Genomic DNA, 26435 nt, shown 5'->3' with positions numbered 1-26435 from the left:
GCTTCAGTGCGAGGCGGCGTGGCGGTACCGTCGCGATTCGCGCGCCGAAAGCCATAGCGCGAGGCGGTCCGGCATCAGCTTGACCAGCGACTTGATGAAGCGGTTGACGCGTCCGGTCACGCGCACGATGTCGCCGCGCTCGACCGCTTCGCAGGCTTCGCGCACCACGTCTTCGGCGGTCTGCCACATGAAGCGCGGCATCTGGTTCATCAGGTCGCGGGTGCCGGTGACGTCGTGGAACTCCGACCAGGTAAAGCCGGGGCAGAGCGCGCAGACGTTCACGCCAAGGTGCCGGTTCTCCAGCGCCAGCGATTGCGAAAACTTGATCAGGTAGGCCTTGGAAGCGCCATAGAGCGTATGGCCCGCCGTGCCGGGCACGTGGCCGGCGAGCGAGGCCACATTGACGATGCGGCCATAGCCGCGCTCGCGCATACCCGGCAGCAGGCGCCATGCGAGCTCGGTCGGCGCGGTCATCAGCACCTGGATGAAGGCGGCATGGGTTTCCCAGGCGTTCGCCTCGAACGTGCCGGGTACGCCGTAGCCGGCATTGTTGATCAGCCAGTCCACGGCGAGGCCGCGTGCGGCCAGGGTTTCGGCGAGCTGGCGGGGAGCATCCGGGTCAGCCAGGTCCAGCGGCAGCACCGTTGCGTGGGTCCCATGCCTGGCCTGGAGTTCGGCGGCAAGCTCCTCCAGGCGGTCCGCGCGGCGGGCAGTGAGTACCAGGTCATGGCCGCGTGCGGCCAGCTCCCGCGCGAAAGCCGCGCCGATGCCCGCGGAGGCGCCGGTGACGAGACTGAGAGGGCGGGAGCGCGACATGCCGGTTCCTTGTGGGCCGATGGGAAGCGCGATCTTGCTGTCAGTTTGCCGAATGCGCCAGCGGGCGCTCCGTTGCCGCCTCCGGGGGCGCTCAGTAAGCTTTTGCGTTTTGGATGAGGGAGCACGCCATGCGCAAGAAGCTCGTCGCCGGTAACTGGAAGATGCACGGCAGCCGCTCAATGGCCGAGGCCCTGGCGGGCGATATCGCGGCCGGCATGCCGTCGGCGGTCGACGTGGTGGTGTTTCCGCCTTTTCCGTACATTGCCGGACTGGCTGGGCAACACGCGGGCTCCGGCCTGGGCTTCGGCGGACAGGACGTGAGTGAGCACGAGGGGCAGGGCGCCTACACCGGTGAGGTTTCCGCAGCCATGCTCGCCGACGTCGGTGCCAACTGGACCTTGGTAGGTCATTCCGAGCGCCGGCAATACCACCATGAGAGCGACGATCTGGTCGCCCGCAAATTTGCCGCCGCCCGCGCCGGCGGGCTCACCCCGGTGCTGTGCGTGGGCGAGACGCTGGAACAGCGCGAGGCAGGCGAGACCGAGGCGGTGATCGGCCGCCAGCTGCAGGCGGTGTTGGCTCTCAACGGCGTGGCCAGTTTCGACACGGCGGTAATCGCCTACGAACCGGTCTGGGCCATCGGCACCGGGCGCACCGCGACGCCGGAACAGGCCCAGCAGGTGCACGCGTTCATCCGTAGCCAATTGGCGAAAGAGGATGTTATGATTGCCCGTCTGACCCGGCTGCTTTACGGCGGCAGCGTCAAACCGGCCAATGCCGCGGAATTGTTCGCGCAGCCGGACGTGGATGGGGGGCTCGTCGGGGGTGCATGCCTGACCTCGGCGGACTTCCTCGCGATCTGCGCCGCAGCGAACTAACGCGCACGGATTCTCTGGAAACCCATGTTCGTCATCTTCAGCGTCTTCTACATCCTGATCGCCGCCGCGATGATCGTGCTGATCCTGATGCAGCGCGGCGCAGGTGCCGACGCGGGTTCGGGCTTCGGCGGCGGTGCCTCCGCCACGGTGTTCGGCGCGCGTGGTTCGTCGAGCTTCATGACGCGCGCGACGGCCGTGCTTGCCGCGCTGTTCTTCCTGCTGAGCCTCGGCATGGGTATCTACCTGAGCCGGCATGGTGCGCCGCAGAACAGTGGCGCCGATCTCGGCGTGATGTCCGGGCTTGCCAATCCGCCGGCGGCCACGCAGAATGCGCAGCCCTCGGCGCCGGCCAGCGTCCCGCAGGCCACCAAGCCGGTAGGCGACGTTCCCACGGCGACGACGCCGGCCCAGAACAGCGGTGAAGTCCCCTCGGCGACCGCCCCGGCAAAAGCCAACGGCGAAGCCCCGGCCTCGCAGAAGAAGTAACAAGACACCTGCCCAGGTGGCGGAATTGGTAGACGCACTACCTTGAGGTGGTAGCGACGCAAGTCGTGGGGGTTCGAGTCCCCCCTTGGGCACCAATCGAAGTTCCAGGACGTCTTCAGGACATCCCTGGGAATACACGAAACCCCGCAGCGATGCGGGGTTTTGTTTTGTTTGTCCTAGCGACGCGGGCGTCTGGATTCGGCATCACGAGATGGGTGCGGCACTTGCGGTGCGAGGTGGCACCGGTCGAGTCTTTTGGGGTTGAAGCCACTGGGAGTCGGCACTTCATGGGCTACCGCTTTTTGAGGGCGCGCATCGATCGCGCCATCGCCGATGTGTGGATGCAGGCGAAAGCCTTTCAACTTCCCTTACGTTCGACCGATCCGGGTGCCTAATGAAGGAGGAACATCGATGGCCATGTTCAAAGCCGCGTTCGTATCGCTTGTCGTGTCGCTGGTTTCCACGTCCGTGGCCGCCAAGAACGACGATCACGCGGATCTTCATGCCGCGTTGAAAGCGCAAGCCGATGCATGGGATGCCGCGATCATCAGGAAGGATCGGGAAGCGATCGCGAAGAATATGTCCGAGACGTTCTTTCAGATCGGCAGCGATGGAAAGACGGCGGACAAGACGCAGTTCCTGCAGAACATCATGTCGCCCGAGCTGGTGATCGCTCCGTACACGGTCGAAGACTTCAAGATCCGCACCTACGGGAACACCGCGCTTATCAACGGCGTTACCGACATGCACGGCACCTACGAAGGGAAGCCCTTTCGCCTCCACTATCGATATACCGATACCTACGTGAAGGAGGGCGGTGGCTGGAAAGTGGTGAATGTGCAGACGACGCGGATCGCCGAATGAAGATGCAGCTTTCTGGTCCAGCTTGCCGTGCGAGAAAGCTGCGCCTCCATCGCCGAGCACGCGAGATAAGGTTCACAGCCGGATGACGGTCGCGGATGTGGAATGGGAGCGTCGCCTTTCTCCAGGTGAACTCCCATGACCGACATTCTCGATACATTGAAGCAGGAACACGGTGCACTGCGCGAGCTCTTCGCCAAGATCAACGCCACTGCCGACAGCGAGAAGGATGCACGCAAGGATCTGCTCAAGCAGATCGAAGCTGCGCTGATTCCGCACGCCAAGTGGGAAGAGACCGTGTTCTATCCGGCATTCGCCGAGCGCGCCACGTTCGACGAGCAGCTCATCCAGGCTGAGGCGATCCAGGAGCATCGCGCGGTCGAGAAAGCTGTCCTGCCGGACATCCATGCCGCGGATTTCGACTCGCGCCAGTTCGCCGGTTCGGTGAAGGTGCTTTCGCAGATGATCGAGCACCATGCCCACGAGGAAGAGACCGTCATGTTCGCGGCCGCCCGCCAGCTGTTCAGTGCGGCCGAGCTCGCCGACTTCGATACCAAGTATGCGGAGTGGAAGAAGTCCTCCGCAGCGGCGGCGGTCAGCGGCTTTGCCAAGGTAAAGACTGCCATCAAGGGCACGATGCATTCGCCTCAGTCGCCCGGCTGAGCGAATAGCCACCGGAATGCACCAGGCCCGCTAGTCTCTCGATGGCGCGCCATTGACCGTGCATCGCCGCGGCTCCTCGTCTTGGGCTTCGCACAGGTATGGGCAAGGCGTTCCTGGCCAAGCACGGGTGCTTCGCAACATGGAATGCCGGCTTCCTGACTCAACCGCCGGTTTGGCTATGCGGAGCATCCACCGGCTTGGATTGGGGAGAGTCCTTCTGGCGCAGGAAGATGGAAAGCACGATCAGCGAAAAGACGGCAAGGAATTTGCTTTGCCAATTCTGGAAGGACTCGAACCAGAACTCCGGGCCCATGGCGTAGGCAGCTAAGGTCATGGCTGGCTCTCCATGCGCCGCGGCTTCACCGAGCCCCTTGTGCCAGCTGGCGATCAAGTGGCCACCGAAGCAGAGGACGAATAGCGTCAGGAACGCGATCGACAGCGAATTGGCATAGAGCAAGCGTACGAAACCGGTGCGCCGCCATGCCCTGGGCTGTGAAGAGAGAGGCGTCGGCGCGGAAGGCTCTTCATCTTCTTCGAAAGGCCTCGATTCGGCCGAGCCCTTTTGTCGAAGCCAGACTGTCAGCAGCACATAGACGCCCATCTGCAGGAATTCACTTTCCCAGTTCTCGAAAGTGGCGGACCAGAAGTCTCCGCCAGCCAGGTAGGCCGCGAAGCCGATCGCCGCCTGGCCGTGCTCCCGCAGCTCGTCGTTGTGCGCCGTATGGCCCATCGCGGCCTGTCCGAGCCAGGCGGCGAGCATCATGAGGATGGCGGCGATGCTCAAGCCGTTGCGTTTCAGGAACGAAGATTCGGTCATGGTGATGATTGCCGCGGTCCTGTCGGCTTCATCATCGTTCCGCGGTCGCTAGGAGAACGCGTAGGCCATAGGAAGAGGGCATGAAGGTGCGGTATGCCTGGCGTGGCGAGCAGTCGCGGGGCCTGGCCTTATGGCGGAAAGGCTGTTGCCCCGGATGGTCTTCCGGGCCATCGGCTATCCATCCCCGAGGGCTCAAAAGAGCTCAGGAAGATCTTGTAGGAATTCCCCTACACGTCGACGCGACGTTCACCTCTACACGGACTTCGGACAAAACCGCAAACTGTCCTTGTCCGGTAAGTCAGGCTCCTTTGCCGATGCCCCGGACACAGGACGTAGCGGCTAAGGATGGCTGCAAGCCCCATGGATGGGGCTTTTTCTTTTTCGAGGGGTGGGAGTCCGCTTTGGGCGCGGCACCGCCGGGCGCGGTGACCGAAGGCCACGCGCTGCTGCTGGGCCAGGTTCCGGCAAACGGTGTTCCCGCCGGCACCTCTAGTGAGGCCGATCGTGCTCGATTACCTTGGCGCGTGCTACCACCGCGCCGAGACCCGCTATGACCCTCCGTGCCGCGCTGCCCAGTGACATTCCCGCCCTGGCGCGCCTGTGGCATGACGGATGGCAGGACGCCCACGCGGCCATCCTGCCGAAGGAGCTGGCGCGGCTGCGCACTCTGGAAAGTTTCGCGCAGCGCCTGGCCGTACGTCTTGAGGATGTCCGGGTCGCTGGCTCGACAGGAGCTCCGACGGGTTTCTGCATGCTCAAGGACGACGAGCTGTACCAGCTCTTCGTGGCCCCCGAGGCGCGCGGCGGGGGCGTGGCGGCGACGCTCATGGATGATGGCGAAGCCCGTCTCGCGGCGCGCGGACATGTCACTGCCTGGCTGGCCTGTGCCATCGGCAACGAACGCGCGGCGCGTTTTTATCGGAAACGTGGGTGGACCTATGTGGGACCTTTCGTTTCGCGCTTGGAAACGTCAGCAGGCCCGTTCGACCTGAAGGTGTGGCGGTACGAAAAGCGGCTGGCAGCCTTAGGCGCTCCCGCATGAGAATCCATGCGCTATGGCGCCGGCTGGACGTGCCAGGCCATGACGCGGCTTTCGTGACGACGGCGGGCGAGGACAGGATGCTGCGCGGCATGGCGGTCTTCGGTCATGGCGCCGGCGCGACCTGTGTCGCTTACGAAGTAGCCCTGGCACAGGACTGGTCGACTCGCCGGGGCGAGCTTCGGGGCCATCAGGAAGGGCGGCTCTTTCACCATCGCATCGAGCGCCGGCCCGATGGCTGGTACTTGGACGGGCATCGTCAGGCAGGGCTGGAAGCGCTGGTCGATCTGGATTTCGGCTTCACGCCGGCGACCAATTTGCAGCAGATGCAGCGCGTCATACTCGACGGCGGGCCGGCAGTCGAGCTTCCGGTCGCCTGGTTCGACATCGGCATGGAACGGCTGGACGTCCTGCCGCAACGCTACGAGCGGCGAGGCGAAAACTGCTTTTGGTACGAAGCGCCTACCGCGGGCTATCAGGGTTTGCTGGAGCTGGCGGATCATGGCGTCGTCGCCCGATACCCGGGCTTGTGGTCTCTATGTTGAAGCTGCCGTCGAGCCATGTCGCAGCGTGCGGCCGGCGCCGCCGGCCGAAGCCGAGGCGCGCAATCGGAAATCCCCTACACGAACATGCGCTATTCGCCGCTAGGTGGTCACTGCGAAAAAGGCGCAGTCTATGTCTGCCCCGCGAGTCAGGCGGTGAGTTCGATCACTCGCGACAGCCGATGACCGGGGCGTTCTTCTGTATGGCTCACGCCCCTGAGCCCGACTTGGCGCCCCGTGATCGGGGCGCTTTTTTATGGGGCGCCAACACCTCTGCGTTCGTTCTTCGGTCATTCCGGGGTGGCGCGCACGTGCGCGCCGTCGTCGCGATATCTGAAGCGCAGCGACTTGTGGTGAAGGAAATGTCTTTACTGTCATGGCAGCAAGAAACATGGCGCTTGCGCAGAAGATCGCGCGCTCCGCGCTCGCTCATCCTCGACTGACGCCGATGTAGGCCCATCCCTACAACACATCGTGCAAGACGCTGATAGGACCGTAAGCGGCATCGGGGCATGCTTACTTGGTCGGCGGCTGGGCTATGGAAGCCCACCGGGGACGACGCTATTTCTTCATCTCGCGGGGGTGCGGATGATCATCTACACGCTCAAGCCGTCGATGGAAGGCCAGTGGAATATCTGCCGTTCCGGCTTCTGCCTGTTCAGCGGCCTCCGCCTGGGACCGGCGATCACGCTGGCCCGCGAAGTGGCCCGCGACGAACACGCGCGCTCGGGGCGGTCGGTCTGCGTCGAGATGCCGGGGTTGGGTTCGGCGATACGGCTGGCGCATTACGACCGGTGCGCCATGGCTGCCGTCGCGGACGCCGTCTGAACCGGCGCCGCGCCATCCGCTTCTTGTCATTTCCGCCCCGGGCCGGGCAAAGTGCGGCGATCCGTCGTCAGGAAGCCGCTCATGCCCATGCCACGCCGTCTTGCCGCAGCCGCGCTGCTGGCCTTCGCCTTCGCGCCGTTGCAGGCCGCCACGCTGCTGGTGAACGCCCGCATTCATACGATGGATCCGGACAATCCCCAAGCCACCGCACTGGCCTGGGACGACCAGGGCGGCTTGCTGGCCGTGGGCACGACCGCCGAACTGCAGGCCAAATACCCGGGTGCGGCGGCGACGGACGCACATGGCGCCACGGTGATACCAGGGCTGATCGACGCCCACGGTCATGTGCTGGGCCTGGGCAAGATCCGCAGCCAGGCCGACCTGGTCGGCGCGGACTCGAAGGCCGAGGTGCTGCAGCGGCTGAAGGACTTCGCCGCCAAGCTGCCCAAGGACGTCTGGCTGATCGGCCATGGCTGGGACCAGAACCGGTGGGCGGATAAGCAATTTCCCAGCGCGGGAGATCTGGACGAGGCATTCCCGGATCGCCCGGTCTTTCTCGAGCGTATCGATGGCCACGCCTCATGGGCGAACACGGCGGCGATGAAGCATGCGGCTAAGTCGCTCGATGGCGACTGGCAACCGGACGGTGGCCGCATCGTCCGCGTTGGCAAGCGCGCGACCGGCATTCTCATCGACGGTGCGCAGGCGCTGGTTGCCGATGCAGTGCCGCCGCTGACGCCGGCGCAGACCCGCGATGCGTATCGCCGCGCGTTCAAGGAACTGGTGGCGCAGGGCCTCACCGGCGTGCACGACGCCGGCGTGAGCATGAACGACTTCAAAGTGCTGCAGCAGATGGCGAAGGAGGGCGACATCCCGCTGCGGTTGTACGAAATGGCTGATGGCAATCATGGCGCGCTGGAATGGCTGTGCATGCAGGGCGGGCAATGGATCGACGCCAGTGGCCGCCTGCGCATGCACACGGTGAAGCTGTACATGGATGGTGCACTGGGTAGCCGCGGCGCGGCATTGCTGCAGGACTACAGCGACGACCACGGCAATCGCGGCATCCTGGTCACTTCGCCGGAGGACTACCGCGTCGCCGTGGACAAGGCGCATCGCTGCGGCGTTCAAGTGGCGACGCATGCCATCGGCGACCGCGGCAACCGCATGGTTCTCGATACCTACCAGGCGGTGCTGGGACAGGAGGCCGCGGGCGATCACCGCTGGCGCGTCGAGCATGCGCAGATCGTGGCGCTGGACGACATCCCACGCTTCGCCAAGCTGCACCTGATCGCCTCGATGCAGCCGACCCACGCCACGTCCGACATGCCGTGGGCCGCGCAGCGCCTGGGCAACGAGCGCCTGAAAGGCGCCTATGCGTGGCAGCGTTTCCTGCATGAGCAGGTGCCGCTGGCGTTCGGCTCCGACTTCCCGGTGGAAAGCCCCGACCCGATGCTGGGTATCTATGCGGCGGTCACCCGCCAGGATCTCAAGGGCCAGCCGCCGGGCGGATGGCTGTCCGACCAGAAGGTGAGCCGCATCCAGGCGCTGGCGGGCTTCACCCGCACCGCGGCGTACGCGGCGTTCATGGAGCGTGAGGTCGGCATGCTGAAGCAGGGCATGCGCGCTGACTTCGTGGTGCTTAATGCCGATCCGCTGACCATTTCGCCGCGCCAGATCGCTGACCTCAAGCCGCTCAGCACCTGGGTGGACGGCAAGACGGTCTATCGCGCCGGCGAACGGGCCGACGCCGCGCGATGAACTGCGCGGCGTCGGCTGGGGGGGACGATCGATACCGGGGAGGGAGGCGGCTCAGGCCGCCTTGCGGGCGACGACGCCGATGCTGGCCTGCGCGGTCTTCAAGGCTTCTGCCTTGTGATCGGCGCTCACGTTCACGCCTTCGGCGCGGACGAACTCGATGTCGGTGACGCCCAGGAAGCCCAGCACCGCCCGCAGGTACGGCTCCTGGAAATCCATGGGCTGGCCGGCGCTGCCTTCGCCATAGAAGCCGCCGCGGCTCGACGCGATGATCACGCGCTTGCCGCCCGCCAGTCCTTCGGGGCCGTTGGCGGTGTAGCGAAAGGTCTTGCCGGCGACCGCGACGCGGTCGATCCAAGCCTTCAAGGCGCTGGAAATTGAGAAGTTGTACATGGGGGCGCCGATGACGACCACGTCGGCCGCCAGGAACTCTTCGAGCACCTCGGTACCAAGCATGGCGGCCGGATCAGCGGCATCGGCCACCGGGCTCCAGTGCGGCAGGGGCTGGGCAGCCAGGTCGCGGTAGGTCACTTGCAGACCGGGCTGCTCACGGACCAGCTCGGCTACGATGGCGGCAGTCAGGCCGCGGGAGACGGAATGGTTGCCCAGGGCGCTGGAATCGATGTGCAGGAGCTTCATGGCTATTCCTCAATCGTGGGCCGGGCGGTATGCCGGCGACGGGAATAACGATATTCTTGGAACAATCGCCCGATAAGATGGGTGATATCGAACAAATTGTTTCTCATTGGAAACGAAGATGACCGTACTCGACGGCGCCCTGCAGGATCTCAACGACCTCTACTTCTTTGCCTCCGTGGTGGAGCATGGCGGCTTCTCGGCCGCCGGGCGGGCGCTGGGCATTCCGAAATCGCGCCTCAGCAAGCGCATCGCGCAGTTGGAGGAGCGCCTGGGCGTGCGGTTGCTGCAGCGGACCACGCGCCGCTTCGTCGTCACCGAGGTGGGTGAGCGCTTCTACACCCATTGCCGCGCCGTGCTGGAAGAGGCGCGCGCCGCGCAGGACGCGGTGGACGAGCTGCGCGCCGAACCGCGCGGCGTGGTGCGCGTGAGCTGCCCCAATTCGCTGGCGCAGACCATCGTGGCGCACGTCCTGCCCGACTTCCTCGCGCAACATCCCAAGGTGCAGGTGCGCCTGCAAGCCACCAATCGCCGCGTCGACCTGATCGGTGAAGGTGTGGATGTGGCGATCCGTGTGCGCAGCAAGCTCGATACGGATGCGACCCTGGTGATGCGCACCTTCGGGCAGTCGCGCGTGCTGCTGGTCGCCAGCCCCACGCTGCTCAAGCAGACGGGGCGGCCGAAAGTCCCGTCCGACCTGTCCACCATTCCTGCGCTCGCCATGAACGAGCACGAGGGCGCGCAGAGCTGGGAGCTGATCGGCGCTGACGGCGAGCGCGTCGTGGTCGACATCCAGCCGCGCCTGGTCTGCGGCGATTTCTCCGTGCTGCTGGAATCGGCCCGGCGCGGCATCGGTGTGACGCTATTGCCCGAGTTCGTCTGCGCGCCGGCAATTACCCGGGGCGATCTCGAAGTGGTGCTGCCGGACTGGAGCCTGCCCGAAGGCACCATGCACTTCGTGTACCCCAGCCGGCGCGGCCTGCTGCCGGGCGTGCGCGCCTTCGTGGATTTCCTGGCCGACCGCCTGCCGAAGACGACCCTGCAGAAGCACGAAGAGTGTCGCAAGCGGCCCTGTCCGGAAGTCTGAAACATCGGACGTGCTAGCATTTTCGTTTAGACATCCAAACACCGAGTCCCATGCATATCGACACTAAGCTTCCGAAGGTGGGCACCACCATCTTCAGCGTGATGAGCCAGCTCGCCGTCGAGCACCGTGCAGTCAACCTGGGGCAGGGCTTTCCCGATTTCGAACCGCCGGAAGCGTTGCGCGAAGCCATCACGCGCGCGATGGCCGAAGGGCGCAACCAGTACGCACCCGGCATCGGCCTGCCGCCGCTGCGCGAGCAGATCGCGCTGAAGACCGAGCGCATGTACGGGCGCCGCATCAGCGCCGACACCGATGTGACCGTGACCTCCGGTGCCACCGAGGCCTTGTTCGCAGCGATCGCCGCGGTGGTGCGTGCGGGCGATGAGGTGATCGTGTTCGATCCGGCTTACGACAGCTACGAACCGGCGATCGAGCTGCAGGGCGCGAAGGCGGTGCATATCCCGCTGACCGTGCCCAGCTTCGGCGTCGACTGGCAGCGCGTGCGCGATGCCGTCACGCCGCGCACGCGGATGATCCTGGTCAACAGTCCGCACAATCCCTCGGGTGCCGTGCTGTCGGCGGGCGATCTGGACGAGTTGGCCGCCATCGTGCGCGACACCGAGATCGTGGTGCTCTCCGACGAGGTCTATGAACACATCGTGTTCGACGGCGCGCTGCACCAGAGCGTGTTGCGGCATGCCGAACTGGCCGAGCGCAGCATCGTGGTGTCTTCGTTCGGCAAGACCTACCACTGCACCGGCTGGAAGGTGGGCTACGCCGTGGCGCCGCGCGCGCTGTCCGCCGAGTTCCGCAAGGTGCACCAGTACCTGACCTTCTGCACCTTCCATCCCGCCCAGGTGGCGTTCGCCGAATTCATGGCGAGTACGCCGGAGCACTACCTGGAACTGCCTGCGTTCTATCAGGCCAAGCGCGATCGTTTTCGCGCGCTGCTCAAGCCCTCTCGCCTGAAGCTGCTGGACGTGCCCGGCGGCTATTTCCAGCTGGTCGACTACTCGGCGATCCGCGACGAGGCGGACGTCGCCTTCTGCGAATGGCTGGTCAAGGAAGGCGGCGTGGCGGCGATCCCGCTGGCGCCGTTCTACGAAACAGCGCCGGATACGCGGCTGGTTCGCCTGTGTTTCGCCAAGAGCGACGCCACCATGGAAGCCGCGGCGGAGCGTCTATGCAAGCTCTGACCGTCAGCCTGGTGCAGGGAGCCACGCGCTGGCACGACGCGCCCGCCAACCGCGAATACTACGGCGCGCTGGTGCGGCCGCTGGCCGGAAAGAGCGACCTGATCGTGCTCCCGGAGACGTTTCTTTCCGGCTTCAGCAACGACACGCGCGCCAGTGCGGAAACGATGGAAGGCGAGGGCGTGGCCTGGCTGCGCGCGCTGGCCGTCGACGTGGAAGCGACGCTGTGCGGCAGCCTTGCGATCCGCGAGGGCGACAGCGTGTACAACCGCTTGTTGTGGGTACGCCCGGACGGTAGCTATGCGCAATACGACAAGCGCCACCTATTCCGCATGGCCGGCGAACATACCCGCTATGGCGGCGGCCGCGAACGGTTGATCGTGGAGCTCAAAGGTTGGCGCATCCTTCCTCAGGTCTGCTATGACTTGCGCTTTCCGGTATGGCTGCGCAACCGGCGTATGGAGGAGGCTGTCGGGGGCATGGACTACGACCTGGCGGTGTTCGTCGCCAACTGGCCGGCCCCGCGCCGTCAGCCGTGGCGCACGCTGCTGCGCGCGCGCGCGATCGAGAATCTTAGCTATGTGGTGGGCTTGAATCGCGTCGGCGTGGACGGCAATGACTTGCCGTATGCGGGCGACAGCGCCGTGATCGATGCGGTCGGCGAACCGCTGATCGAGTTGGGGCCGCAGGAGCAGGTGGCGACGGTGACATTGGATCCGGCGCCGCTGCTGGCGCATCGGGAACGCTTTCCCGCATGGATGGACGCGGACGAGTTCACGCTGCAGCCGTAAGCTTCATGAGCAGGAAAAAAAGGCCGCCTTGGGGCGGCCTTTTTTTATGGTTCGCGAAGCTTGGATGAGCGAATCGCAGACTCGTGCGGGCTCGGATAACGGAGCGCGGTATCAGAGGATGCCCAGCACCGACTCCGGAGGACGTCCAAGCTTGGCCTTGCCATTGGCGACCACGATGGGCCGCTCGATCAGGCGCGGATATTGCGCCATCGCCGCGAGCAGGTCGTGCTCGCTCAGCGCGGGATCGTCCAGCCCCAGCTCGGCGTACTCCGTCTCTCCCTTGCGGATCAGCTCGCGCGCGGTCATGCCGAGCTGGCCGAGCAACTGGGCCAGTTCCTCGATGCTCGGCGGGGTGTCGAGGTAGTTGATCACTTCGCACTGGCAGCCGCGCTCCTGCAGCAGTGCCAACGTCGCGCGCGACTTGGAGCAGCGGCTGTTGTGATAGATGCGGACCGCATTCATCGCCGGTGCTGCCCTCAGCGGTTGCCGCCGCGCGGGCCACCGCGACCGCCGCCGTGGGGACGCCCGCCGCCACCTTGGCGATTGCCGCCACCCTGGCCCGGGCGATTGCCGCCGCCCTGGCCGGGACGATTGCCGCCGCGTGCCTGCGGACGCCCGGCGCCCTTGCCGCCGCCTTGGCCGCGGTTGGCACCGCCGCCGAAGCCGCTATAGGGGTTGCCGCCGCCCTGGGCCTGGCCGGCCGGGCCGCGCTTGCCGCCGCCGCGACGGTTGCCGCCGCCACCGTAGCCCTGACCCTGGCCCTGGCTACCGCCTTCGCGGCTCTCGCCGGCAAACCAGGTGCGCACGGAGGGCAATTCCTGGCCCGGCGCGACGCCGCGCTTGCCCTTGCGGCGACCGGCGTTGGCGTTGGGCGTGCGCTCGGGACGTGCGACGTTGCCATTCACTTCCTTGCCCGGACGGCGGCGCTGCTGCTTGCCGCGCGCGGGCTCCTCGCGGATGCGGTCGAAGGCGCGCAGTTCGCGTGCTTCGTCGTGGTACGCGCCACTCCAGGAGCCGCCAGCGCCACGCTCGGGACGGTATTCGGTGACGTTGCGGGTAGCGCGGCGCTGATGCAGTACCGGGCTCAGCGTCAGCACGGGCTGGGGCGCGCCCAGGCCACTGACCTGGCGCAGCTCCTTGACCGCCTCTTCGCCGAGCGCCTCGCAATCGCCGCGGCGCAGGGCGCGGGGCAGTTCCACGCTGCCGTAGCGGATGCGCTTGAGGCGGCTGACCAGGAAACCCTGAGAATCCCACAGGCGGCGCACCTCGCGGTTACGGCCTTCGCGGATGACCACGCGGAACCAGCTGTGGCTGCCGCCCCTGCTGATAATGCCGATCTCGTCGAAGCGGGCGGGGCCGTCTTCCAGCTCCACGCCGGACTTCAGCTTCTCGATGATCTCGTCCGGCACTTCGCCATGCACGCGGCACAGGTACTCGCGTTCCATGCCGCTGCGCGGATGCATCAGCGCGTTGGCCAGCTCGCCATCGGTGGTGAGCAGGAGCAGGCCGGTGGTATTGATGTCCAGGCGGCCCACGGCGACCCAGCGCGCGCCCTTCAGGCGCGGCAGCTGCTCGAACACGGTGGGGCGGCCTTCGGGGTCTTCGCGGGTGGTCACGACGCCTTCCGGCTTGTGGTAGACCAGCACCTCGGTCTCGTCGCGGTTGTCGGTGGCGACGACGAACTGCTTGCCGTCGATCACCACGCGATCGCCCGCGTGGACGCTGGCGCCGATGCCAGCCGGCGCGCCGTTGACTTCGACCTCGCCGGCCTGGATGCGCTGTTCCAGCATGCGGCGCGAGCCGAGGCCGGCGTTGGCGAGGACCTTATGGAGGCGTTCTTCGATCGCGGGCGCGGTCGGGCGTGTGTCGCGCTTGAGGGTCAGGACGGATTTCTGCGGCGCATTCATGCGCGGTACTCCTCGGTATCTTTCGTGGCGGCGCCGTGGTCGGCGTCCGCTGGGTTCTCTGCCTCGGCGGCAGTGACGGTGGAAGGTTCGGCGGGGGCTTCCTCGCCGGCGGGGGACGGCGCCGCTTCGATCGCGGCGACGTCGTCGTGTTCATGGGGCGGTTCGGCGACGGCGGTTTCCTGTTCCGGATGCTCGCCGGCCACGTGGAACTCCGCATCGCCCTCGACGTGGCCGCCCTGGTTTTCCGCAGCGGCCGTCTCGGCCGGCTGTTCGCCGGCTTGCTCGGCCTCCGCATCCGGATCGATCGGCAGGTCGCGCGCGACGCGGACGGGGAGGGGCTCTTCGGCGAAGCGCAATTGCGGGTCTTCCATGTCGCGGATTTCCGACAATGGCGGCAGCTCGTCCAGCGACTTGAGGTTGAAGTAGTCGAGGAACGCGCGCGTGGTGCCGAACAGCGCGGGCTTGCCGGGGACGTCGCGGTAGCCGACTACGCGGATCCACTCGCGCTCCTCCAGCGTCTTGATGATGTTGGAGGACACCACCACGCCGCGGATCTGCTCGATTTCCGGGCGCGTGATCGGCTGGCGATAGGCGATCAGCGCGAGGGTCTCCAGCAGGGCGCGCGAATAGCGGCTGGGTTTCTCGGTCCACATGCGCGAGATCCACGGATGGACCTCCTGGCGCACCTGGTAGCGGAAGCCCGAAGCCACCTCGCGCAGCTCGACGCCGCGCCCGGCGCAATCCTCGGCCAGGACTTCCAGCGCACGCGCGATCTGCTCGCGGTCGATCTCGTCCTCTTCGCCGAAGAGGTCGCCCAGTTGCTGTACGGTGAGCGGCTGGGTGGCGGCGAGCAGCGCCGCTTCGATGATGTTTTTCAGTTGCTCGATCTGCATGGCCTTGTCGGATGCGGATGCTGTCGGGAGCCGGCCTCAGTCGGCGGCCGAGGCGCGTTCGGGCGCATCGGCTTCGACGGATTCCTCGGCCTGGATGACCTTAGCTTTCACGTAGATCGGAGCCAGCGGCTCCTCTTGCACGATTTCCACCAGCATTTCCTTGGCCAGTTCCAGCATGGCCAGGAAGGTGACCACCACGCCGAGCCGGCCTTCGTTGACGTCGAACAACGTCTCGAAGCGATGGAAGCTGGTGTCGTTGAGCTTGCTGAGCAGTTCGCCCATGCGCTGGCGCACGCTGAGCGCCTCGCGCTTGATGGCGTGGTGCCCGAACAGTTCGGCGCGGCGCAGCACGTCCTTGAGCGCCAGCAGCATTTCCTTCAGGTCCAGCGGCGGCGGCAGCTTCACCACCGTGCGCTCGCCGCTGTCCGCATGGACCACCACCGTGTCGCGCTCCACGCGGGGCAGGGTGTCGATGTCTTCCGCGGCCTTCTTGAAGCGCTCGTACTCCTGCAGCCGGCGTATCAGCTCGGCGCGGGGGTCCTCCTCGACGCCTTCTTCCGCCGGCGGCCGCGGCAGCAGCAGCCGCGACTTGATCTCGGCCAGGATCGCGGCCATCAGCAGGTACTCGGCGGCCAGTTCCAGCCGCATGTCCCGCATCATGTCGATGTATTCCATGTACTGCCGGGTGATCTCGGCAATCGGAATGTCCAGGATGTCGATGTTCTGCCGGCGGATCAGGTAGAGCAGCAGATCCAGCGGCCCCTCGAACGCCTCGAGGATGACTTCCAGCGCATCCGGCGGGATGTAGAGGTCCTGCGGCATCTGCAGCACGGGCTCGCCGCGCACGATGGCAAGCGGCATTTCCTGCTGTTGCGGAACGGACGCGAAAGCGTCCTGCGGCGCTGCGACCGGCTGCTGAGGCTCGACTGGCTCAGTACTCATCAATGCATGTCGTTGGGCCGCCTGAGACGGCTTGCAGTGCGTTCAACACGTTCGGAACCGATAGATTCCACCGGCATTCGCTCGAGGAATGTCCCCCGCTTGGGTGGCGGCCATCCGGCGGACACCCGTGAATTTCCCTTGGCTCGATCATCAGCCGTGGCGCGATGGCGCCCGTCGCGGCGATTGCATGACGAGACCGCACCGGCGGCGGCATCGATCAGGCTGGCCGTGAGCGACCTCTGCATGCCTGCGCCGGGAGACGATCCGCAGCAAAGGCGAACCGGGACGCGCGATGGACTGCGTCACGGACTGAACAAGAGGTCTGCTGAGTGCATCGGGCGGGTGCTCCGGTCGCCGCTGGCTCGATCGGCAGGCGCACCCTTTGACCCACGTGCGATCAAGGTTAGCGGTTGCATCCGGCCAAGTCCAGTGTGCCGCTTGCGCATGGCCGGCTACCAAGCGCCATGGCGCATCGGCAGAATGCCGCGCATGCCAACCGCCGAGCGCTCGATCATCCACGTCGACATGGACGCGTTCTATGCGTCGGTGGAGCAGCTCGACCGTCCGGAGTTGCGGGGCCTTCCCGTCATCGTCGCCGGGCTGGGGCGGCGCGGGGTGGTTTCTACCTGCAGCTATGAGGCAAGGCGCTACGGCGTCCGGTCGGCCATGCCCACCGCCCAGGCGCGGCGCCTGTGTCCCGATGGCGTCTACCTGAGCCCGCGGGCGGACCGCTATGAGGAGGTATCCGCGGAGGTCTTCGCCGTTTTCGAGGGCATCACGCCCCAGATCGAGGGCTTGTCCCTCGACGAGGCCTTCCTGGACGTGACCGCCAGCCTGCGCCTGCTGGGTGGGGTGGAAGCGATCGGCCGGGGCATCAAGCAGGACATCCGCGACCGTACCGGCCTGACCGCCTCGGTCGGCATCGGACCCAACAAATGGCTGGCCAAGCTGGCCAGCGAACTCTCCAAGCCCGACGGCTTGCTGCGCATCCGGGCGGACGAGGCGCCGGCGCGGCTATCTCCACTGCCGATCGGACGACTGTGGACCGTAGGGAAGGTGACCGAACAGGCGCTTCACCGCCTGGGCATCCGCACCATCGGTGAATTGGCAGCATGTGACCCGGCGCGTCTGACCCGGGCGCTGGGGCGTCAGGCCACCTTGCTGCAGGCGCTGGCGCGCGGCGAGGACGAGCGTGCAGTCGAGCCGGTCCGGGCGGAGCAGTCGATCGGCGCCGAGCACACCTTCGATGAAGACGTGGTGCGCCTGGACATGGCCGAAGCCTGGCTGTTGCGCCAATGCGAGCGTGTGGCCGAGCGCGCCCGTGCCCGCGGCCTGGCCGGCCACACGGTTACGGTGAAGCTGCGCGAGCCGCCTTTCGTCACGCACACGCGCCAGGCCAGGTTGGGCGCGCCGAGTGCGTCGGCGGCGGACATCTATGACGTGGCACGACGCTTGCTTAACGTGTGGTGGCAGACGCAGCCCACCCCGCGCCTGCGCCTGCTCGGCGTGAGCCTGTCGGGTTTCGACCGGCGTCCGCAGGAGGATATGTTCGCCTCGGCGCCCATGGCGGCGGCGACGGACCAGGTGCAGGACCGGATCAATCTGCGCTTCGGCACGGGCAGCCTGGTGCGCGCGGGGAGTTTGCGCACGCGAGGGCGAGGATAGACCCGTTCACGACCGCTTTTCGCCGGTCGCGGATAAGTTGGGTGGACACTGCGCAGCAGTGGGATGGGAGGGAAGTGCATGACCAAAGCCGGCGGCAAGCACCACAACGGTAGTCCGGAGCAATTGCGCCCGGCGCGCATGCGCATCGAGACGACCGTACTGATGAGCCGCGGCAGCCAGTCGCAGCCGACGGAGCTGGTGGACATCTCGGCGACGGGCGCGCTGCTGCGCCGGCCGCTGGGATGGCAGGGCGAAGTGGGGCAGAGCTGGATGCTGGACATGATCTTCGGCCACGACCTGCATATCCATCTGGAAGCCCAGGTAGCGCGGATTTCCGATCGCCATGTCGGCTTCGCCTACACGCGCATTCCGGAGGACAAGCAGGTCCCGCTGTGGAACCTGCTGGGCGGCTACGCCGATATCCTGGAGACATGGCACGACGACTGAGCAGTCGTCGCGTCTTTACAGAGCTGAGGCACGCGCCGTGCAGCGTGGCCTTTCGTCGAGGCCTCAGGCCGCCGAGGCGGCCGGCTTCTTCTCTTCGCGCAGTTCGCGGCGGAGGATCTTGCCCACGTTGCTCTTGGGCAGCGAATCGCGGAACTCGATGATCTTGGGACGCTTGTAGCCCGTGAGGTTCTCGCGGCAGAACTCCTTGAGCGTCTCCACCGTGAGGTTCGGGTCCTTGCGGACCACGAACAGCTTCACCACCTCGCCCGAATGCTCGTCCGGCACGCCCACCGCGGCGACTTCCGCGACACCCGGGTGGGTCATCACGATGTCCTCGACTTCGTTCGGATACACGTTGAAGCCGGACACCAGGATCATGTCTTTCTTGCGGTCGACGATATAGAAGTAGCCATTCTCGTCCATCCGCGCGATGTCGCCGGTATGCAGCCAGCCGTCGTCGCCAAGTACCTTGGCAGTCTCGTCCGGGCGGTTCCAGTAGCCCTTCATCACCTGCGGGCCTTTCACCATCAGTTCGCCCACTTCGCCGACCGACAGCGGCTTGCCTTCCTCGGACCAGATGGCCACGTCGGTGGAGGGAATGGGCAAGCCAATGGAGCTGTTGTAGTCCTTCAGGTCCAGCGGGTTGATGCACGCCGCGGGCGAGGTTTCCGTCAGGCCGTAGGCCTCGGCCAGCGTCACGCCGGTTACCTTCTTCCAGCGTTCCGCCACGGCGCGCTGCACGGCCATGCCGCCGCCCAGGGTCAGGTGCAGGCGGGAGAAATCCACCTCGGAAAAACCGGGTGTATTGAGCAGCCCGTTGAACAGCGTGTTGACGCCGGTGAGGGCGGTGAAGCGGGATTTCTTGAGTTCCTTCACGAAGCCGGGCATGTCGCGCGGATTGGTGATCAGCCAGTTCAGCCCGCCCAGCCGCATGAACACCAGGCCGTTCGCGGTCAGGGAGAAGATGTGGTACAGCGGCAGCGCCGTGATGATCACCTCTTCGCCCGGCTTGGCGTTGCCGCCGATCCAGGCGCCGGCCTGCAGCATGTTCGCCACCATGTTGCCGTGGGAGAGCATCGCGCCCTTGGCCACGCCGGTGGTGCCGCCGGTGTATTGGAGGAAGGCGAGGTCGTCATGAGTGAGCGCGACCTGCGGCACCGGATGCGCGGCGCCCTGCGCCAGCGCGTCGCGGAAGCGCACGGCCTGCGGAAGGTGGTACGGCGGCACCATCTTCTTGACGTGCTTGAGCACGAAGTTGATCACCGCGCCCTTGAGCCCCAGCAGGTCGCCGATGCCGGTGGTGACGACGTGCTTCACTTCCGTCTCGGCCACGACCTGCTGCAGCGTGGCGGCGAAGTTGTCCAGCACCACGATGGCCTTGGCCCCGGAGTCCTCGAGCTGGTGCTTGAGTTCGCGCGCCGTGTACATGGGATTGGTGTTGACCACCACCAGGCCGGCGCGCAGCGCGCCGAACAGCGCGATCGGATACTGCAGCACGTTCGGCATCATGATGGCGACGCGGTCGCCCTTGACTAGCTTGAGCACACCGGTGAGATAGCCGGCGAACTGACGGCTCATCTCATCGATCTGGCCATAGCTCAGCTCCTTGCCGAAGCTGTGGAACGCGGGGCGGTCGCGGAACTTCGAGAACGCTTCGTCCAGCACCGCGGCGACGGAGGCGTAGGCATTGAGGTCGATCTGTGCGGGTACGCCTTCCGGGTAATGGGCCAGCCACGGACGCTCGTTGCTCATGTTTGTTCCCTGCTCCTGTATCGGATGCCTTCGCCGCCGGCGCGCGCGTAGGGCATCATGGTGACGCGGCATTGGAGCATACGCCCGCGTACAGCGGCAAGCCGCGCCGCAGCGGGATTTCGGGGACATCCAGAGTGATGCGGAAGGTTTTTTCTGCGCTGTTTTCCATCGTGCTGGCAGCCGGTCTTGCCGGTTGTCATCGCGCGCCCGACGAGGTGCGCATCCGCCAGGCCATCGAATCGGCGCGCCTCGCGGCCACCGAAACGGATGCGGGTCGGCTGACCGACGTGCTGAGCGAGGATTTCGACGGCAACGACGGCACGATGAGCCGCAAGGACCTGGGCAATCTGCTGCGCCTGGCCCGGTTCCGCGGCGAGAGCGTGCGCGCGGTCATGGGGCCCATCACGGTGGAGCCGCGCGGCGACCGCTACGTGGCGACGTTCACGATCACGCTCGGCAGCGGAGGCAAGCTCTTTCCCGCAGAGCTCGGCGTCTTCGAAGTGGAGACCGGCTGGCGCAGGGAAGGGCGCGAATGGCACTGCTATACCGCGCGCTGGAAACACCAGCTGTAGCGACGACGGAGGCGCCGCAACGAAAGACGCCGCCCTCGGGCGGCGTCTTCGTCGAAGGCGGGGGCGTGCTCAGGCCGCCTTCCGCCCTGCCAGCTGGCGCAGCACGTATTGCAGGATGCCTCCATGGCGGAAGAACTCCCGCTCCTTCGGCGTCAGCAGCAGCACCTTGACGGTGAACTCTTTGCGGCTTCCGTCGGGGGCGGTGGCGGTCACCTTCGCTTCCTTCGACTCGCCGTCGTTCAAGCCGGTGATGTCGAAGACTTCCTTGCCGGTCAGGCCCAGCGTCTGCGCGTTCTCGCCATCCTGGAACTGGCAGGGCAGCACGCCCATGCCGACCAGGTTGGAGCGATGGATGCGCTCGAAGCTCTCGGCGATCACCGCCTTGACCCCCAGCAGCAGGGTGCCCTTGGCCGCCCAGTCGCGCGAGGAGCCGGTGCCGTACTCCTTGCCGGCGAGGACCACCAGCGGCGTTTTTTCCGCCTTGTATTTCATGGCCGCGTCGTAGATCGCCATCTGCTCGCCGGTGGGCACGTGCAGGGTGTAGCCGCCCTCGACGCCGGGAAGCATCAGGTTCTTGATGCGGATATTGGCGAACGTGCCGCGCACCATCACGTCATCGTTGCCGCGGCGCGAGCCGTAGGAATTGAAGTCCTTCGGCTCCACGCCCTTGGAGATCAGGAAGCGGCCCGCCGGGCTGTCCTTCTTGATCGAGCCGGCCGGCGAGATGTGGTCGGTGGTGATGGAATCGCCGAACAGGCCCAGCACGCGGGCGCCGTGGATGTCGTCCACCGTGCCGACCTCGCGGGTCATGCCTTCGAAGTAAGGCGGGTTCTTGATGTAGGTGGAATCGCCCCACTGGTACACCGCGCCGTCCGGAGAGGCGATGTGGTTCCAGCGGTCGTCGCCCTTGAACACGTCGGCGTAGTTCTTCGCGAACATGGCAGGGCTGATCGCGCCCGCGATGGTGTCCGAGATTTCCTGGTTGCTCGGCCAGATGTCCTTCAGGTAGACCGGCTGGCCGTCGCTGCCGATGCCGAGCGGGTCCTTGCTGAGGTCCACGTCCAGCGAGCCCGCCAGCGCATAGGCCACCACCAGCGGCGGCGAGGCGAGGTAATTCATCTTCACCTCGGGATGCACGCGGCCCTCGAAGTTGCGATTGCCGGAGAGCACCGACGCCACCGCCAGATCGCCCTCGGCGATGCCCTTGCTGATCTCCACCGGCAGCGGGCCGGAATTGCCGATGCAGGTAGTGCAGCCGTAGCCGACGACATAGAAGCCGACTTTCTCCAGCTCCTTCAGCAGCCCGGTCTTCTCCAGATAATCCGTGACCACCTTGGAGCCCGGCCCGAGCGAGGTCTTCACCCACGGCTGCGCCTTCAGGCCCTTGGCGGCCGCCTTCTTGGCGAGCAGGCCGGCGCCGAGCATCACGGCCGGATTGGACGTATTGGTGCAGGAAGTGATCGCGGCGATCACCACGGCGCCGTCGGTGAGGCGGAAACTCTCACCGTCCTTCTCCACCAGCACGCCACTGTCGGACACGGCGTTGGCGGGATTGCCGATCGCCGCCGAGCCACCTTCGCTGATGAAGTTGGACGTCTCGCCATTGCGCGGGCGGCGGTTGGCCGTGAGCGGGCCGAGCGCGTCGCGGAAGCTCTTTTCCACGTCCTGCAGCAGCACGCGGTCCTGCGGGCGCTTCGGGCCGGCCAGCGAGGGACGCACGTCGCCCAGGTCCAGCTCCAGCGTGGTGGTGAACTGCGCGTGGGGCGTGTTCTCGTCATGCCACAGGCCCTGGGCCTGCGCATAGGCCTTCACCAGTTCGATCTGTTCCTCGCTGCGGCCGGACAGGCGCAGGTAGTTCAGGGCCTCCTGATCGATCGGGAAGATGCCGCAGGTCGCGCCGTATTCCGGCGCCATGTTGCCGATGGTTGCGCGATCAGCCAGCGCGAGATCCTTCAGGCCGGGGCCGAAGAACTCCACGAACTTGCCCACCACGCCGAGCTTGCGCAGCATCTGGGTGACGGTCAGCACCAGGTCGGTGGCGGTGACGCCCTCGGAGAGCTTGCCCGTGAGCTTGAAGCCCACCACCTGCGGAATCAGCATCGACGAGGGCTGGCCCAGCATGGCGGCCTCCGCCTCGATGCCGCCTACGCCCCAGCCCAGCACGCCCACGCCGTTGACCATGGTGGTGTGGGAGTCGGTGCCGAACACGGTATCCGGATAGGCCCATGGCTGGCCGTCCTTGTCCGTGGTGAACACCACGCGCGCCAGATGTTCCAGGTTGACCTGGTGCACGATGCCCGTGCGGGGCGGCACCACCTTGAAGTTGTCGAACGCCTTCTGGCCCCAGCGCAGGAAGGCGTAGCGCTCCTGGTTGCGCTGGAATTCGATCTTGACGTTCTCGTCCAGCGCCGAGGGCGAGCCGTACACGTCCACCTGCACCGAGTGATCGATCACCAGCTCGGCCGGCGCCAGCGGGTTGATCTGCTTCGCATCGCCGCCGAGCTTGACCACCGCGTCGCGCATCGCCGCCAGGTCGACCACGCAAGGGACGCCGGTGAAATCCTGCAGCACCACGCGGGCGGGCATGAAGGCGATTTCGGTGTCCGGCTCCGCTTTTGGGTTCCAGCGGGCGACCGCCTCGATTTCCTTGGCGGTGACGTTGACGCCATCCTCGTGGCGCAGCAGGTTCTCCAGCAGGATCTTCATCGAGTACGGCAGGTGCCTGATGTCGAAGCGCTGGCCGAGCTTGGCGAGGCTGGCGATCTGGTACGAGCTGCCGTTGACCTTGAGGGTGTCGCGGGTGGCGAATGAGTCCAGCATGGGTAGCTCCTGTTGCTTGAGTCTGCGGCGCACGGGTGCGTGGCCGGGGGATCCTAGAGCAGCGGACGTGAGCGGAAGGCGCAGAGGCGGCGCATCCCGTTCCATCGATTCGGGGGAGTTTGAGGCAAAAGGCGCTATGCGCAAGTTACCCATTGGGCTAATTCGCCCCATCGTCATTGCAAGATATCGAACGCTCCCGGAAACAACGTCTTGCGTTGCGGCGCATGGCGTGCGGCTGGCAAAATGAGCGGCTGAAATGACACCCGGAAACGGCGTGGGGACTGGCTTTGCGCTCCCTCGCCGCACAAGGGCATCGTTCTTCAGAGGCCGCCGCGTCCACGCGCGCCGGACCCGCCTTCCGCCATTCAACGGACGAGAACCACATGCTCAATGCCTATCGCCAACACGTCGCCGAGCGCGCCGCCCTCGGGATTCCGCCGCTGCCGCTGACGGCCCAGCAGACCGCCGACCTGATCGAGCTGCTGAAGAACCCGCCGGCAGGCGAGGAGGCCTTCCTGGTGGACCTGATCACCCACCGCGTGCCGGCCGGCGTGGACGATGCGGCCAAGGTCAAGGCTTCGTATCTGGCCGCTGTGGCGTTCGGCAAGGAGCGGTGCCCGCTGATCAGCCGCGAGAAGGCGACGGAACTGCTGGGCACGATGCTCGGCGGCTACAACATCCATCCGTTGATCGATCTGCTCGACGATGCGCAGGTCGGCGGCATCGCTGCCGAAGCGCTGAAGAAGACCCTGCTGATGTTCGACGCCTTCCACGACGTCAAGGACAAGGCCGACAAGGGCAACGCCCACGCCAAGTCCGTGCTGCAGAGCTGGGCCGACGCGGAATGGTTCACCAGCCGTCCGGAAGTGCCGCAGAGCCTGACCGTCACCGTGTTCAAGGTGCCGGGCGAGACCAACACCGACGACCTGTCGCCGGCCCCCGACGCCACCACGCGCCCGGACATCCCGCTGCATGCGCTGGCGATGCTGAAGAACAAGCGCGAAGGCGCGCCGTTCCAACCGGAAGAAGATGGCAAGCGCGGCCCGATCCAGCAGATCCAGGACCTGGCCAAGCAGGGCCACCTGGTCGCCTACGTGGGCGACGTGGTGGGCACCGGTTCCAGCCGCAAGTCCGCCACCAACTCGGTGCTGTGGTGGACCGGCGAGGACATCCCCTTCATTCCGAACAAGCGCTTCGGTGGCGTGTGCCTGGGCGGCAAGATCGCCCCGATCTTCTACAACACCATGGAAGACGCTGGCGCGCTGCCGATCGAGCTCGACGTCTCCAAGATGGAGATGGGCGACGTGGTCGAGTTGCGCCCCTATGAAGGCAAGGCGCTGAAGAACGGGCAGGTGATCGCCGAGTTCCAGGTGAAGTCCGACGTGCTGTTCGACGAAGTGCGCGCCGGCGGCCGCATTCCGCTGATCATCGGCCGCGGCCTCACCGCCAAGGCGCGCGAGGCGCTGGGCCTGGCGCCGTCGACGCTGTTCCGCCTGCCGCAGAACCCGGCCGATACCGGCAAGGGCTATACGCTGGCGCAGAAGATGGTCGGCCGCGCCTGCGGCCTGGCCGAAGGCGAGGGTGTGCGTCCGGGGACCTATTGCGAGCCGAAGATGACCTCGGTCGGCTCCCAGGACACCACCGGCCCGATGACCCGCGACGAGCTGAAGGACCTGGCCTGCCTGGGCTTCTCGGCCGACCTGGTGATGCAGTCGTTCTGCCACACGGCGGCGTATCCGAAGCCGGTGGACGTGAAGACCCACCACGAGCTGCCGGCCTTCATCTCCACCCGCGGCGGCATCTCGCTGCGTCCGGGCGACGGCGTGATCCACTCCTGGCTCAACCGCATGCTGCTGCCCGACACCGTCGGCACCGGCGGCGACAGCCATACCCGCTTCCCGATCGGCATTTCGTTCCCGGCCGGCTCCGGTCTGGTGGCCTTCGCTGCCGCCACCGGCGTGATGCCGCTGGACATGCCCGAATCGGTGCTGGTGCGCTTCAAGGGCGAGCTGCAGCCGGGCGTGACGCTGCGTGACCTGGTCAACGCGATCCCGCTGTACGCGATCAAGCAGGGTCTGCTCACGGTCGCCAAGCAGGGCAAGAAGAACATCTTCTCCGGCCGCATCCTGGAAATCGAAGGTCTGCCGAACCTCAAGGTGGAGCAGGCGTTCGAGCTGTCCGACGCCTCGGCCGAGCGTTCGGCCGCGGGTTGCACGGTGCGCCTGGCCAAGGAGCCGATCATCGAATACCTCAACAGCAACATCACGCTGCTGAAGTACATGATCGCCCAGGGCTACCAGGACGCCCGCTCGCTGAGCCGCCGCATCAAGAAGATGGAAGAGTGGCTGGCTAATCCGCAGCTGCTCGAGCCGGATGCGGACGCCGAATATGCGGCGGTGATCGAGATCGACCTGGCCGACGTGCACGAGCCGATCGTGGCCTGCCCGAACGACCCGGACGATGTGAAGTCGCTGTCCGACGTGGCCGGCGCCAAGATCGACGAGGTGTTCATCGGCTCCTGCATGACCAATATCGGTCACTTCCGCGCGGCATCGAAGCTGCTGGAAGGCAAGCGCGACATCCCGACCCGCCTGTGGGTGGCCCCGCCGACCAAGATGGACCAGCAGCAGCTGACCGAGGAAGGCCACTACGGCGTACTCGGCACGGCGGGTGCGCGCATGGAAATGCCGGGCTGTTCGCTGTGCATGGGCAACCAGGCGCAGGTGCGCGAGGGCGCCACGGTGATGTCGACCAGCACCCGCAACTTCCCGAACCGCCTGGGCAAGAACACTAACGTGTACCTCGGCTCCGCGGAGCTGGCGGCGATCTGCTCGCGCCTCGGCCGCATCCCGACCAAGGAGGAGTACATGGCGGACATCGGCGTGATCAATGCCAATGGCGAGAAGATCTATCGCTACATGAACTTCGATCAGATCGCCGACTTCAAGGACGTGGCGGACACTGTTACTGCTTGATCGTGAAACTTTCTCCCCTCCGGGGGAGAAGATGTCGATCCCACGGGGAATCCCGTGGGTCGCAACA

Annotated in this window: 24 protein-coding genes and 1 tRNA gene; 16 read left to right on the top strand and 9 right to left on the bottom strand. The window is 66.1% G+C overall.

Annotated elements, in window-relative coordinates; genetic code table 11:
- Positions 1–3: 3 nt before the first annotated feature.
- A complete protein-coding gene (locus RKE25_RS14080; protein WP_311838729.1) occupies positions 4–816 on the bottom strand; it encodes an SDR family oxidoreductase in 813 nt (270 codons plus the stop codon).
- Between the two features lie 128 nt (positions 817–944).
- On the opposite strand from RKE25_RS14080, the gene tpiA reads away from it, so the two are divergent.
- The 5 genes from tpiA (at position 945) to RKE25_RS14055 (ending at position 3704) form a co-directional block, all read left to right on the top strand.
- Entirely contained in the window at positions 945–1694 is a 750-nt protein-coding gene (gene tpiA, locus RKE25_RS14075) for a triose-phosphate isomerase (RefSeq protein ID WP_311838728.1), read from the top strand.
- A 24-nt stretch (positions 1695–1718) separates the two neighbouring features.
- Complete coding sequence (gene secG, locus RKE25_RS14070; protein ID WP_311838727.1) at positions 1719–2180, top strand: preprotein translocase subunit SecG; 462 nt, start codon at positions 1719–1721, stop codon at positions 2178–2180.
- A 10-nt stretch (positions 2181–2190) separates the two neighbouring features.
- Positions 2191–2275: transfer RNA gene (locus RKE25_RS14065), tRNA-Leu, on the top strand.
- 316 nt (positions 2276–2591) lie between these two features.
- Positions 2592–3044, top strand: coding sequence for a nuclear transport factor 2 family protein (locus RKE25_RS14060; protein WP_311838726.1), 453 nt, complete (start codon positions 2592–2594; stop codon positions 3042–3044).
- Between the two features lie 135 nt (positions 3045–3179).
- Positions 3180–3704 (top strand): hemerythrin domain-containing protein, encoded by a 525-nt coding sequence (locus RKE25_RS14055; RefSeq protein WP_311838725.1) that lies wholly within the window; start codon positions 3180–3182, stop codon positions 3702–3704.
- A gap of 160 nt (positions 3705–3864) precedes the next feature.
- Here the strand turns inward: RKE25_RS14055 and RKE25_RS14050 are convergent, their stop codons facing one another.
- Positions 3865–4521 carry a DUF6766 family protein gene (locus RKE25_RS14050; RefSeq protein WP_311838724.1) on the bottom strand — a complete coding sequence of 219 codons (657 nt, stop codon included), beginning with the start codon at positions 4519–4521 and terminating at the stop codon, positions 3865–3867.
- Positions 4522–5071: 550 nt separating this feature from the next.
- Here RKE25_RS14050 and RKE25_RS14045 point away from each other — a divergent pair.
- From RKE25_RS14045 to RKE25_RS14030, 4 genes are all read left to right on the top strand, one after another.
- Positions 5072–5563 carry a GNAT family N-acetyltransferase gene (locus RKE25_RS14045; RefSeq protein WP_311838723.1) on the top strand — a complete coding sequence of 164 codons (492 nt, stop codon included), beginning with the start codon at positions 5072–5074 and terminating at the stop codon, positions 5561–5563.
- Positions 5560–6105: a putative glycolipid-binding domain-containing protein gene (locus tag RKE25_RS14040; protein ID WP_311838722.1), complete on the top strand. Its 546-nt coding sequence runs from the start codon at positions 5560–5562 to the stop codon at positions 6103–6105. The genes RKE25_RS14045 and RKE25_RS14040 overlap by 4 nt, the downstream gene beginning before the upstream one ends.
- A 585-nt stretch (positions 6106–6690) precedes the next feature.
- A complete protein-coding gene (locus tag RKE25_RS14035; RefSeq protein WP_311838721.1) occupies positions 6691–6930 on the top strand; it encodes a hypothetical protein in 240 nt (79 codons plus the stop codon).
- A gap of 81 nt (positions 6931–7011) precedes the next feature.
- A complete protein-coding gene (locus tag RKE25_RS14030; protein ID WP_311838720.1) occupies positions 7012–8691 on the top strand; it encodes an amidohydrolase in 1680 nt (559 codons plus the stop codon).
- Positions 8692–8742: 51 nt separating this feature from the next.
- Here RKE25_RS14030 and RKE25_RS14025 read toward each other — a convergent pair whose 3' ends face one another.
- A complete protein-coding gene (locus tag RKE25_RS14025) occupies positions 8743–9327 on the bottom strand; it encodes an NAD(P)H-dependent oxidoreductase (RefSeq protein ID WP_311838719.1) in 585 nt (194 codons plus the stop codon).
- Between the two features lie 118 nt (positions 9328–9445).
- Between RKE25_RS14025 and RKE25_RS14020 the strand changes: the two genes are divergently transcribed.
- From RKE25_RS14020 to RKE25_RS14010, 3 genes are read left to right on the top strand one after another with little or no spacing between them, the layout of a single operon-like run.
- Positions 9446–10411 (top strand): LysR substrate-binding domain-containing protein, encoded by a 966-nt coding sequence (locus RKE25_RS14020; protein ID WP_311838718.1) that lies wholly within the window; start codon positions 9446–9448, stop codon positions 10409–10411.
- A 50-nt stretch (positions 10412–10461) separates the two neighbouring features.
- Entirely contained in the window at positions 10462–11607 is a 1146-nt protein-coding gene (locus RKE25_RS14015) for a pyridoxal phosphate-dependent aminotransferase (RefSeq protein ID WP_311838717.1), read from the top strand.
- Positions 11595–12395, top strand: a complete 801-nt coding sequence (locus tag RKE25_RS14010; protein ID WP_311838716.1) for an amidohydrolase — start codon at positions 11595–11597, stop codon at positions 12393–12395. Before RKE25_RS14015 ends, RKE25_RS14010 begins: the two co-directional genes overlap by 13 nt.
- A gap of 111 nt (positions 12396–12506) precedes the next feature.
- Here RKE25_RS14010 and arsC read toward each other — a convergent pair whose 3' ends face one another.
- The 4 genes from arsC to RKE25_RS13990 are packed head-to-tail and all read right to left on the bottom strand — an operon-like array spanning position 12507 to position 16056.
- On the bottom strand, positions 12507–12857 hold the full coding sequence (gene arsC / locus RKE25_RS14005) for an arsenate reductase (glutaredoxin) (protein ID WP_311838715.1): 351 nt from the start codon (positions 12855–12857) through the stop codon (positions 12507–12509).
- A gap of 14 nt (positions 12858–12871) precedes the next feature.
- Positions 12872–14302, bottom strand: a complete 1431-nt coding sequence (locus RKE25_RS14000; RefSeq protein ID WP_311838714.1) for a pseudouridine synthase — start codon at positions 14300–14302, stop codon at positions 12872–12874.
- Positions 14299–15195 carry an SMC-Scp complex subunit ScpB gene (gene scpB, locus RKE25_RS13995; RefSeq protein WP_311838713.1) on the bottom strand — a complete coding sequence of 299 codons (897 nt, stop codon included), beginning with the start codon at positions 15193–15195 and terminating at the stop codon, positions 14299–14301. The genes RKE25_RS14000 and scpB overlap by 4 nt, the downstream gene beginning before the upstream one ends.
- A 36-nt stretch (positions 15196–15231) precedes the next feature.
- A complete protein-coding gene (locus RKE25_RS13990; protein WP_311842392.1) occupies positions 15232–16056 on the bottom strand; it encodes a ScpA family protein in 825 nt (274 codons plus the stop codon).
- 570 nt (positions 16057–16626) lie between these two features.
- On the opposite strand from RKE25_RS13990, the gene RKE25_RS13985 reads away from it, so the two are divergent.
- Positions 16627–17802, top strand: a complete 1176-nt coding sequence (locus RKE25_RS13985) for a DNA polymerase IV (RefSeq protein ID WP_311838712.1) — start codon at positions 16627–16629, stop codon at positions 17800–17802.
- Between the two features lie 78 nt (positions 17803–17880).
- Positions 17881–18249, top strand: a complete 369-nt coding sequence (locus RKE25_RS13980) for a PilZ domain-containing protein (protein WP_311838711.1) — start codon at positions 17881–17883, stop codon at positions 18247–18249.
- Between the two features lie 63 nt (positions 18250–18312).
- Here RKE25_RS13980 and RKE25_RS13975 read toward each other — a convergent pair whose 3' ends face one another.
- Entirely contained in the window at positions 18313–20001 is a 1689-nt protein-coding gene (locus RKE25_RS13975) for a long-chain-fatty-acid--CoA ligase (RefSeq protein WP_311838710.1), read from the bottom strand.
- A 137-nt stretch (positions 20002–20138) separates the two neighbouring features.
- Here RKE25_RS13975 and RKE25_RS13970 point away from each other — a divergent pair, with 137 nt between their 5' ends.
- Complete coding sequence (locus tag RKE25_RS13970; protein WP_311838709.1) at positions 20139–20573, top strand: hypothetical protein; 435 nt, start codon at positions 20139–20141, stop codon at positions 20571–20573.
- Between the two features lie 69 nt (positions 20574–20642).
- Here the strand turns inward: RKE25_RS13970 and acnA are convergent, their stop codons facing one another.
- Entirely contained in the window at positions 20643–23393 is a 2751-nt protein-coding gene (gene acnA, locus RKE25_RS13965; protein WP_311838708.1) for an aconitate hydratase AcnA, read from the bottom strand.
- Positions 23394–23776: 383 nt separating this feature from the next.
- On the opposite strand from acnA, the gene acnB reads away from it, so the two are divergent.
- Complete coding sequence (gene acnB, locus RKE25_RS13960) at positions 23777–26368, top strand: bifunctional aconitate hydratase 2/2-methylisocitrate dehydratase (protein WP_311838707.1); 2592 nt, start codon at positions 23777–23779, stop codon at positions 26366–26368.
- Positions 26369–26435 lie beyond the last annotated feature (67 nt).

Origin of the sequence: Dyella sp. BiH032 (assembly GCF_031954525.1) — a bacterium.
Lineage (GTDB): Bacteria > Pseudomonadota > Gammaproteobacteria > Xanthomonadales > Rhodanobacteraceae > Dyella_D.
The sequence above is the reverse complement of the archived record's forward strand: the minus strand, read 5'-3'. Positions and strand labels throughout refer to the sequence as shown.

Excerpts from the sequence above, each read along its gene's own strand:
- secG (WP_311838727.1), top strand. The coding sequence starts at position 1,719 with ATGTTCGTCATCTTCAGCGTCTTCTACATCCTGATCGCCGCCGCGATG.
- RKE25_RS13985 (WP_311838712.1), top strand. The coding sequence starts at position 16,627 with ATGCCAACCGCCGAGCGCTCGATCATCCACGTCGACATGGACGCGTTC.
- RKE25_RS14045 (WP_311838723.1), top strand. The coding sequence starts at position 5,072 with ATGACCCTCCGTGCCGCGCTGCCCAGTGACATTCCCGCCCTGGCGCGC.
- RKE25_RS14015 (WP_311838717.1), top strand. The coding sequence starts at position 10,462 with ATGCATATCGACACTAAGCTTCCGAAGGTGGGCACCACCATCTTCAGC.
- RKE25_RS13990 (WP_311842392.1), bottom strand. The coding sequence starts at position 16,056 with ATGCCGCTTGCCATCGTGCGCGGCGAGCCCGTGCTGCAGATGCCGCAG.
- RKE25_RS13970 (WP_311838709.1), top strand. The coding sequence starts at position 20,139 with ATGCGGAAGGTTTTTTCTGCGCTGTTTTCCATCGTGCTGGCAGCCGGT.
- RKE25_RS13975 (WP_311838710.1), bottom strand. The coding sequence starts at position 20,001 with ATGAGCAACGAGCGTCCGTGGCTGGCCCATTACCCGGAAGGCGTACCC.
- arsC (WP_311838715.1), bottom strand. The coding sequence starts at position 12,857 with ATGAATGCGGTCCGCATCTATCACAACAGCCGCTGCTCCAAGTCGCGC.
- RKE25_RS14055 (WP_311838725.1), top strand. The coding sequence starts at position 3,180 with ATGACCGACATTCTCGATACATTGAAGCAGGAACACGGTGCACTGCGC.
- scpB (WP_311838713.1), bottom strand. The coding sequence starts at position 15,195 with ATGCAGATCGAGCAACTGAAAAACATCATCGAAGCGGCGCTGCTCGCC.
- acnA (WP_311838708.1), bottom strand. The coding sequence starts at position 23,393 with ATGCTGGACTCATTCGCCACCCGCGACACCCTCAAGGTCAACGGCAGC.
- RKE25_RS14000 (WP_311838714.1), bottom strand. The coding sequence starts at position 14,302 with ATGAATGCGCCGCAGAAATCCGTCCTGACCCTCAAGCGCGACACACGC.
- RKE25_RS14030 (WP_311838720.1), top strand. The coding sequence starts at position 7,012 with ATGCCCATGCCACGCCGTCTTGCCGCAGCCGCGCTGCTGGCCTTCGCC.
- RKE25_RS14020 (WP_311838718.1), top strand. The coding sequence starts at position 9,446 with ATGACCGTACTCGACGGCGCCCTGCAGGATCTCAACGACCTCTACTTC.
- acnB (WP_311838707.1), top strand. The coding sequence starts at position 23,777 with ATGCTCAATGCCTATCGCCAACACGTCGCCGAGCGCGCCGCCCTCGGG.
- RKE25_RS13980 (WP_311838711.1), top strand. The coding sequence starts at position 17,881 with ATGACCAAAGCCGGCGGCAAGCACCACAACGGTAGTCCGGAGCAATTG.
- RKE25_RS14010 (WP_311838716.1), top strand. The coding sequence starts at position 11,595 with ATGCAAGCTCTGACCGTCAGCCTGGTGCAGGGAGCCACGCGCTGGCAC.
- RKE25_RS14080 (WP_311838729.1), bottom strand. The coding sequence starts at position 816 with ATGTCGCGCTCCCGCCCTCTCAGTCTCGTCACCGGCGCCTCCGCGGGC.
- RKE25_RS14025 (WP_311838719.1), bottom strand. The coding sequence starts at position 9,327 with ATGAAGCTCCTGCACATCGATTCCAGCGCCCTGGGCAACCATTCCGTC.
- RKE25_RS14060 (WP_311838726.1), top strand. The coding sequence starts at position 2,592 with ATGGCCATGTTCAAAGCCGCGTTCGTATCGCTTGTCGTGTCGCTGGTT.
- tpiA (WP_311838728.1), top strand. The coding sequence starts at position 945 with ATGCGCAAGAAGCTCGTCGCCGGTAACTGGAAGATGCACGGCAGCCGC.
- RKE25_RS14035 (WP_311838721.1), top strand. The coding sequence starts at position 6,691 with ATGATCATCTACACGCTCAAGCCGTCGATGGAAGGCCAGTGGAATATC.
- RKE25_RS14040 (WP_311838722.1), top strand. The coding sequence starts at position 5,560 with ATGAGAATCCATGCGCTATGGCGCCGGCTGGACGTGCCAGGCCATGAC.
- RKE25_RS14050 (WP_311838724.1), bottom strand. The coding sequence starts at position 4,521 with ATGACCGAATCTTCGTTCCTGAAACGCAACGGCTTGAGCATCGCCGCC.